Below are 6302 nucleotides of genomic sequence, written 5' to 3' on the forward strand. Positions count from 1 at the left end.
GCAACCGTTCTGGTTGCCGGGGCCTCGGCTGTTTCTCGGCGGGGAAACACCTCGATACGTTGAATCGAGCACCGTCACCTGTCAAGATGGTTATGTGTCGGGTTTTGTGTTCGTCAGCGGGCGGTCGAGCCTCGATTTCGCGGGTACGATGCTGTGGCGTCGAACCATACGTACCGAACTCCTCGGCGACTCCGGTGACCTGTCCCGGTGGTTCTCCGAAGCGGGACTCTTCGACCTGGTGGACGATCCGGACACCGTGGACATCGAGTACGCCCGACGGGTTCGTGAGGCGATCTACGACGTGGTGGTCGGTTGCCTCGGCTCCGGCGACGACACGTCCGTCGGCAGGAGGAACTTCGATCCCGAGTCCGCTGCCGTGCTCAATTCTGCTGCCGCCACGCCTCTGCCCACTGTCACGCTGGACATCGACGGAATGGCGAAAGTGACAGGGACGACTCGTAATGGATTGAGTCTGCTCGCGCGGGACGCCATCGAGTTGCTCGCGTCCGCCGACCTCGCCAAGATGCGCGAGTGCTCGAACCCTGACTGCACCCGGTTGTTCGTGGACGTGTCGCGCGGCGGCTCACGGCGGTGGTGTGGCATGGCTGAATGCGGCAATCGCAAGAAGGCGGCGGATTATCGACGCCGCCACAAGGAACTCTCCACCTGAATCCTCTCCGCGAGGAAGTTCTCCCGTTACTCGGTCGATCATCGCCGGTGCCGGGTCCGCACGATCCTGCGCCCGGACGGTCGTCGGGCGCGGGTGGCCGCGCAGCCGTGTTACGGCGTCATGACGGCTCTGAAACGACGGAAATACCTGGTAGTGCCGCGTATCCGAATTTGAGTAACCCCCTTGACAGGTGACGAATCGAAGGTACACACTCGGTGCAATCCGTAACCGGTTAAGCCGGTGACGGAGTCCCGGGAAGTCATCTACGGTGCGCCGCTGCGCCGTCTCCTTCTGTCGAGAGAGATCGAACTCCATTGACGAAACCACCACTCGCGGCCTCGACGACCGCGCCCACGACCCTCACCCCAGCCGAAGTCGCCGGTCGCCTGGAGCGACTGCCCTGGTCGCCCGTGCAGCGAAACCTGTTCCTGGTCATCGCAACTGCGTGGTTCTTTGATTCCATCGACCTGGGGGCGATGACCTTCTTGCTCTCACCCATCAGCGACCACTTCGATCTCAGCCCGGCGCAGACCGGCGTACTGGGGAGTGCGAGTTTCGCCGGGATGTTCTTCGGTGCCATCGGTGCAGGAGCGCTGGCCGACCGGTTCGGTCGCCTGCGTGTCTTCAAGTACAGCATCGTGATCTGGGGGCTCGCCAGCGTCGGCCTCTCGTTCGCTTGGTCGTACGAATCGATGCTGGCCTTCCGGTTCGTGCTGGGAATCGGTATGGGGGCTGAATTCCCGGTCGCTGCAGCAATTCTCGCCGAATTCATGCCGTCGTCGAAACGTGGCCGGTATGCGGCCCTGCTGGAGGGAGCGTGGCCGCTCGGATTCATCTCTGCCGGCGCGCTCTCCTATCTCCTGGTCGCCTCGCAATTCGGCTGGCGGGGCTTCTTTCTCATGCAGGCCGGGCTCGCCGTGATCGCGTTGATCGTCCGCAGGAACTTGCCTGAGTCACCGCGGTGGCAGATCGCCAGGGGCCATGAGGCGGACGCCGAACGAACGCTCAGCGCCTTCGAGCAGCGGGTGCGGGAGGCCACCGCCGAACCACTTCCCGACTACACGCCGATTCCGGACGTCGGCCCCGGCACGGCGGGTGGCGAGCGCTTCTCGACGTCCGCAACAGAGCACGCACTTTGACCGTGTGGGCGGTGTGGTTCTGCCTGATGACCGGTTACTACGGGTTGACCACCTGGATCGGTAAGCTCCTCACCGACAGCGGTCTGGATGTCGCGAAGAGCATCGGATTCGTTCTGGCCATGGGGCTCTGGGGGATTCCCGGGTTCTTGTCGGCCGCCTATCTCATCGAGCGTCTCGGGCGTCGATACTGCCTGGCGGGATACACCGTAGGTTCCGGAATCGCCGCCTTCTTCTACGGCCAGAGCTCGGGCACCGTCGAGCTCATCGTTGCCGGCTCCTTCCTGCAGTTCTTCTTCTTCGGCATGTTCTCCTCCATTTTCGCCTACACGCCGGAGCTGTTCGCCACCAACAGCCGAGGCACCGGCGTCGGATCAGCCACGGCGATGGGTCGCCTCGGCTCCGTGTTCGGTCCGCTCGCCGTCCCGGCACTGCTCGGCTTCGGCGGAACCGGACTCGTATTCACGACCAGTGCGGTGCTTTTCGCTATCGGCGCGGGCGTCGTCCTGACCATGCTCCCCGAGACCAAGAATGCCGTACTCGAGCAGATCGACTAGTCAGAACCACAACGCAGAGGACGTGACCACATCACATGAACATCGACGAGTATCTGTACTTCGTGCGCCGTGCCTTCGACGGAATGCTCGATGCACTCGAGCTACTCGGTGACGAGCACGCCAACGAGGCGCCGCCCCTTGCCGGGGCCAACCCGCCGTGGGCGATCGCATATCACTGCACCGAGGTGGTCGACTATTGGATCGGGCATCTCATCGCCGACCGGCCGAGTCGGCGTAACCGCGCGGCGGAGTTCACGGCCAGGGGGTCGGTCGCCGACCTACGTGGCCGGGTGACCGCACTGCAGTCCCGACTGGTCGACGACCTCGCGGGCTTCGATCCGACCGCGCCGCTGCTGAACAGCCCGCCGAGCGCCTATGAGGGACCCGCCCGAGAGCTGTCGCCGTGTGGGGTCCTTCTGCACGTACTGGAAGAACTCGCCCAGCACCACGGGCAGATCGAGCTGTCCCGGGACGCGCTTCTCGCGCTGGCCGGTGATCGGCGATGAGCATCGTGTCCCCGGATAATCGAACATGGGCGGGGCGAACGGGTTTCGACGATCTGGAGCTCACCCGACTCTCGCAGCGATCTGGTGCCAAATGGGCGCGGGTGCGCACCGACGGGGTGATACCGGCGTGGGTGGCCGATATGGACTTCCCGCTCGCGCCGGAGATCAACGACGAGCTGGTCGAGTTCGTCGCACGGGGGGACCTGGGGTATCCCGATTGGTTGAGCGGCACACCCCTCCGCAGTGCTTTCGCGCGGCGCATGCTCGACAAGTACGGATGGAACGTGAACCCCGCACACGTCCGGGAACAGACCGATCTCATCCAAGCGCTGCAACTGCTCTTGCGGTTGAGCACCGCGCCCGGCGACGCGGTGGCGATCCAGACACCGAACTACCCGCCGTTCCTCGCGACCCTCGAGACGATGCGACTGCGGAGTGTCGAGGTGCCCTTCCGGCGGACATCGTCGGGATGGTGCCTCGACTTCGACGAGTTCGAGCAGTTGCTCCGGCTCCATCGGCCGAAGGTTCTGGTTCTCGTCAATCCTCACAACCCCACCGGTCGGGTGCACACCCGTGCAGAACTCAATCGGATCGCCGAACTGGCCGACCAGTTCGACCTCCTGGTGATCAGTGACGAGATCCACGCCGAATTGGTCTACCGCCCGCACCGCCACATTCCGTTCGGCTCGATCAATGAGTCCGCGGCGGCACGAACCGTGACGATCACGTCTGCGGGGAAGGCCTTCAATCTGGCCGGATTGCGTTGCGCAGTGGTTCACTACGGCTCCCGGGACCTCCTACGACGACGGGACGCCGAGCCGCCGGACCTCTACGGCACGGTTTCGGTGCTCGGCGTGATCGGTCATGTTGCGGCATGGCAGAAGGCATCGGATTGGCACGGCGAGCTGATCCGGGTGCTGGATCGTAACCGCAGGCGGGTGCACGACTTCCTCGGGGCGACGCTGCCCGAAGTTGTCCATCACCTTCCCGAGGCCACGTACCTGAGCTGGGTGGACGTCTCGGCATTCGGGCTCGACGACCCCGTCGATGCGATCCGGCGCCGAGGCCGTGTCCTCGTGGACGGTGGTCGGGGATTCGGGGGATCGAGTGCGGACCACATTCGCATCAACTTCGCCACCTCGGCGTCGATCCTGGAGCAGATCCTGGAAGGAGTAGCTGCCGGACTCATCCGGTGACTCTCGTCGAGATGAGGACCGGTCAGGAATCGAGAAGCCGTTGGTCCCGTCGACGCCGTACTGTCGGCACATCGCCCGACCGCAACGGAGGAAGTCATGTCCCTGTCACTTCGGTCACTGTCGCTCTGGTACCAGCGAAGGACCAACGAGCGCACCGTCGCTCGCATCCGCAAGAAGTCCGGATCGATGTGGGGGATGGAGATGCTCATCCTGCGCACGACCGGTCGACGCTCGGGTCTCGTGCGCGAGACACCGCTGAGCTGGTTCCCCGACGGTGACGACTGGCTGGTCGTCGCCTCGGGTGGCGGCAAGCGCAATCCGGACTGGTTCGCCAACTTGACCGCCCATCCCGATGGCGTGTCGGTCGAGCGGCATGGGGAGGCTCCGGTGCCGGTGACGCCGGTGGTCCTCGACGCTGCTGAGCGGCAGATCGCGTGGAACACGGTGGTCGAGGCGCAGCCGCGATACGCGAAGTATCAAAAGAAGTCGTCGCGTGAGTACCCGCTCGTCCGACTTGTCGCCGGTCGGTGACATTCGTGGTCCGAGACGGGGGCCGGGTGGGAGCTGGGGTGCGACAGCCGCGGCGGGGTTGATGGAGTAACCCCGGAGTGCTCCGCGGAACACTCTCGACCTCGGGTTGAGCCCCGAAAGACTGTCGGTGCCGGGCGATATCTTGTTCTTGTTCTTATCGCTCGATTCTGGGGGTTGCGGTGGGGGTCGGTGCTTTTCGTTGCGGTGGAGATGTGTCGTCGATGTTCGACGGTGCGGATCCGGCGTCGTTGTCTGATGAGGTGCTCGAGGGTCGGGTGCTGGGTTACGCCGCTCAGATCACGGCGCTGACAGCGGACTTCCTTGAACTGGTGGCAGAACTGGATGAGCGGGAGTCGTGGCGGGGGCCGGGGATTCATTCGCTGGCGCACTGGTTGTCGTGGAAGGCCGGCATCGCACCGCGAACGGCGCATGAGCAGTTGAGGGTCGCCAAGGCGATCCGAGAATTGCCGGTGATCCGCACGGCGTTTCGCGAAGGTCGGCTGACGTATTCCAAGGTCCGCGCCCTGACACGGGTGGCCACGCCGGAGCGTGAGGCGGAGTTGGTGAATCTGGCGTTGTCATCGACGGCGAGTCAGTTGGATCGGGCGGTACGGGCGATGGGCCAGATCGACCGCAACCGTGGCGTCGAAGACGAAAGCCGGCCGCCGGTGGAGTCGACGGGCCGGTGGAAGTGGAACGATGACGGGTCGTTGTCGGTGTCGCTGACGTTGAGTCCGTTGGATGGTGCGCGGTTCCTGGCGGGGTCGGTGCGGGCGGAGTATGAACGCACCCGGACCTGCGATGATCCGGATCTGCCTACCGCTGGGAGTGTTCCGCGGAACACTGAATCGGCTTCAGAAGCAGAGGATTCGGAGGTGGTTCCGTCGCGGCGTCGCGATCTGTGGCGGCAGGTGCCGTCGAATGTGGCGCCGGCGGTGGTGGCGATGGCCGACATGGTGCATGACGGGATGGCGATGCCCGATCTTGCTCCGGGTGCGGAGATCCTGATCCATGCCGGTGACGGGGTGGAGCATGCTCATCTCGATGACGGTCCGGCGTTGTCGGAGGCTGAGGTGGACGAAGCCCGGTGCGGGGCGTCGACTCGGGAGGTGGTGAGCCGCCGGGTTCCCGGTCAGCCGGGGAAGCTGGCGTTGTTGGGGGTGGGGCGTCGGAAGCGTGCGCCGAACAAGGCGTTGGTGCGGTCGTTGTTCGTGCGGGATCGGTGTTGTCAGGTGCCGGGGTGTGGGCGGACGCGTCATCTGCATGCCCATCATGTGGTGTTCTGGTCGGCGGGTGGGCGGACCGATCCGGACAATCTGATCTTGTTGTGTGGGTCGTGTCATCGGTCGTTGCATCGGGGCGAGTTCGCGATCACCGCGCACGGGTTGCAGCGGTTCAGCTTTCATCGGCCAGACGGGACGGAGATCGAGGTGGCGCCACCGACGTCGACACCGACTGGGTGGCAACCAAACCCTGCCATAGGTATCGACGCGACGGTGCCGATCGGTGGGGGTCGGATGGACCTGGGGTACACCACCGAGGTGCTCTACGCCGTCTGGGAGTGGAAGGAAAGCCAGTCTTCTGCCGCCGACCGGGGGTGTCAGATGGTCTGTGTAAGTCCGGTGCTCATCAGTGAGAGGACAATCTATGAGCATGGCGTTAGACGACAAGCAGCACGACGACGGTCAGCAGCTGCCTGAGCTGGC

7 protein-coding genes are annotated in these 6302 nt (G+C 64.6%); all 7 read left to right on the forward strand.

The window, feature by feature from the left end; all coding sequences use genetic code 11:
- Nucleotides 1-94 precede the first annotated feature (94 nt).
- Nucleotides 95-670: an ABATE domain-containing protein gene (locus tag FFS52_RS21075; RefSeq protein WP_058253808.1), complete on the forward strand. Its 576-nt coding sequence runs from the start codon at nucleotides 95-97 to the stop codon at nucleotides 668-670.
- 314 nt (nucleotides 671-984) lie between these two features.
- Nucleotides 985-1809 (forward strand): MFS transporter, encoded by an 825-nt coding sequence (locus FFS52_RS24070; protein ID WP_254661963.1) that lies wholly within the window; start codon nucleotides 985-987, stop codon nucleotides 1807-1809.
- Nucleotides 1810-1811: 2 nt separating this feature from the next.
- Nucleotides 1812-2363 carry an MFS transporter gene (locus FFS52_RS24075; protein WP_254661964.1) on the forward strand — a complete coding sequence of 184 codons (552 nt, stop codon included), beginning with the start codon at nucleotides 1812-1814 and terminating at the stop codon, nucleotides 2361-2363.
- 35 nt (nucleotides 2364-2398) lie between these two features.
- On the forward strand, nucleotides 2399-2869 hold the full coding sequence (locus FFS52_RS21085) for a DinB family protein (RefSeq protein ID WP_058253809.1): 471 nt from the start codon (nucleotides 2399-2401) through the stop codon (nucleotides 2867-2869).
- Nucleotides 2866-4065 carry an aminotransferase class I/II-fold pyridoxal phosphate-dependent enzyme gene (locus tag FFS52_RS21090; protein WP_058253810.1) on the forward strand — a complete coding sequence of 400 codons (1200 nt, stop codon included), beginning with the start codon at nucleotides 2866-2868 and terminating at the stop codon, nucleotides 4063-4065. Before FFS52_RS21085 ends, FFS52_RS21090 begins: the two co-directional genes overlap by 4 nt.
- 96 nt (nucleotides 4066-4161) lie before the next feature.
- Complete coding sequence (locus tag FFS52_RS21095) at nucleotides 4162-4596, forward strand: nitroreductase family deazaflavin-dependent oxidoreductase (RefSeq protein WP_058253811.1); 435 nt, start codon at nucleotides 4162-4164, stop codon at nucleotides 4594-4596.
- A gap of 221 nt (nucleotides 4597-4817) precedes the next feature.
- Complete coding sequence (locus FFS52_RS21100) at nucleotides 4818-6296, forward strand: HNH endonuclease signature motif containing protein (protein ID WP_238994965.1); 1479 nt, start codon at nucleotides 4818-4820, stop codon at nucleotides 6294-6296.
- Nucleotides 6297-6302: the final 6 nt, after the last annotated feature.

It is taken from the genome of Gordonia sp. ALPHA1B1 (assembly GCF_005502615.1).
Lineage (GTDB): Bacteria > Actinomycetota > Actinomycetes > Mycobacteriales > Mycobacteriaceae > Gordonia > Gordonia hongkongensis.

Bases quoted from the DNA above. Each gene is read 5' to 3' on its own strand.
- FFS52_RS21085 (WP_058253809.1), top strand. From the start codon at position 2,399: ATGAACATCGACGAGTATCTGTACTTCGTGCGCCGTGCCTTCGACGGA.
- FFS52_RS21090 (WP_058253810.1), top strand. From the start codon at position 2,866: ATGAGCATCGTGTCCCCGGATAATCGAACATGGGCGGGGCGAACGGGT.
- FFS52_RS21095 (WP_058253811.1), top strand. From the start codon at position 4,162: ATGTCCCTGTCACTTCGGTCACTGTCGCTCTGGTACCAGCGAAGGACC.
- FFS52_RS21100 (WP_238994965.1), top strand. From the start codon at position 4,818: ATGTTCGACGGTGCGGATCCGGCGTCGTTGTCTGATGAGGTGCTCGAG.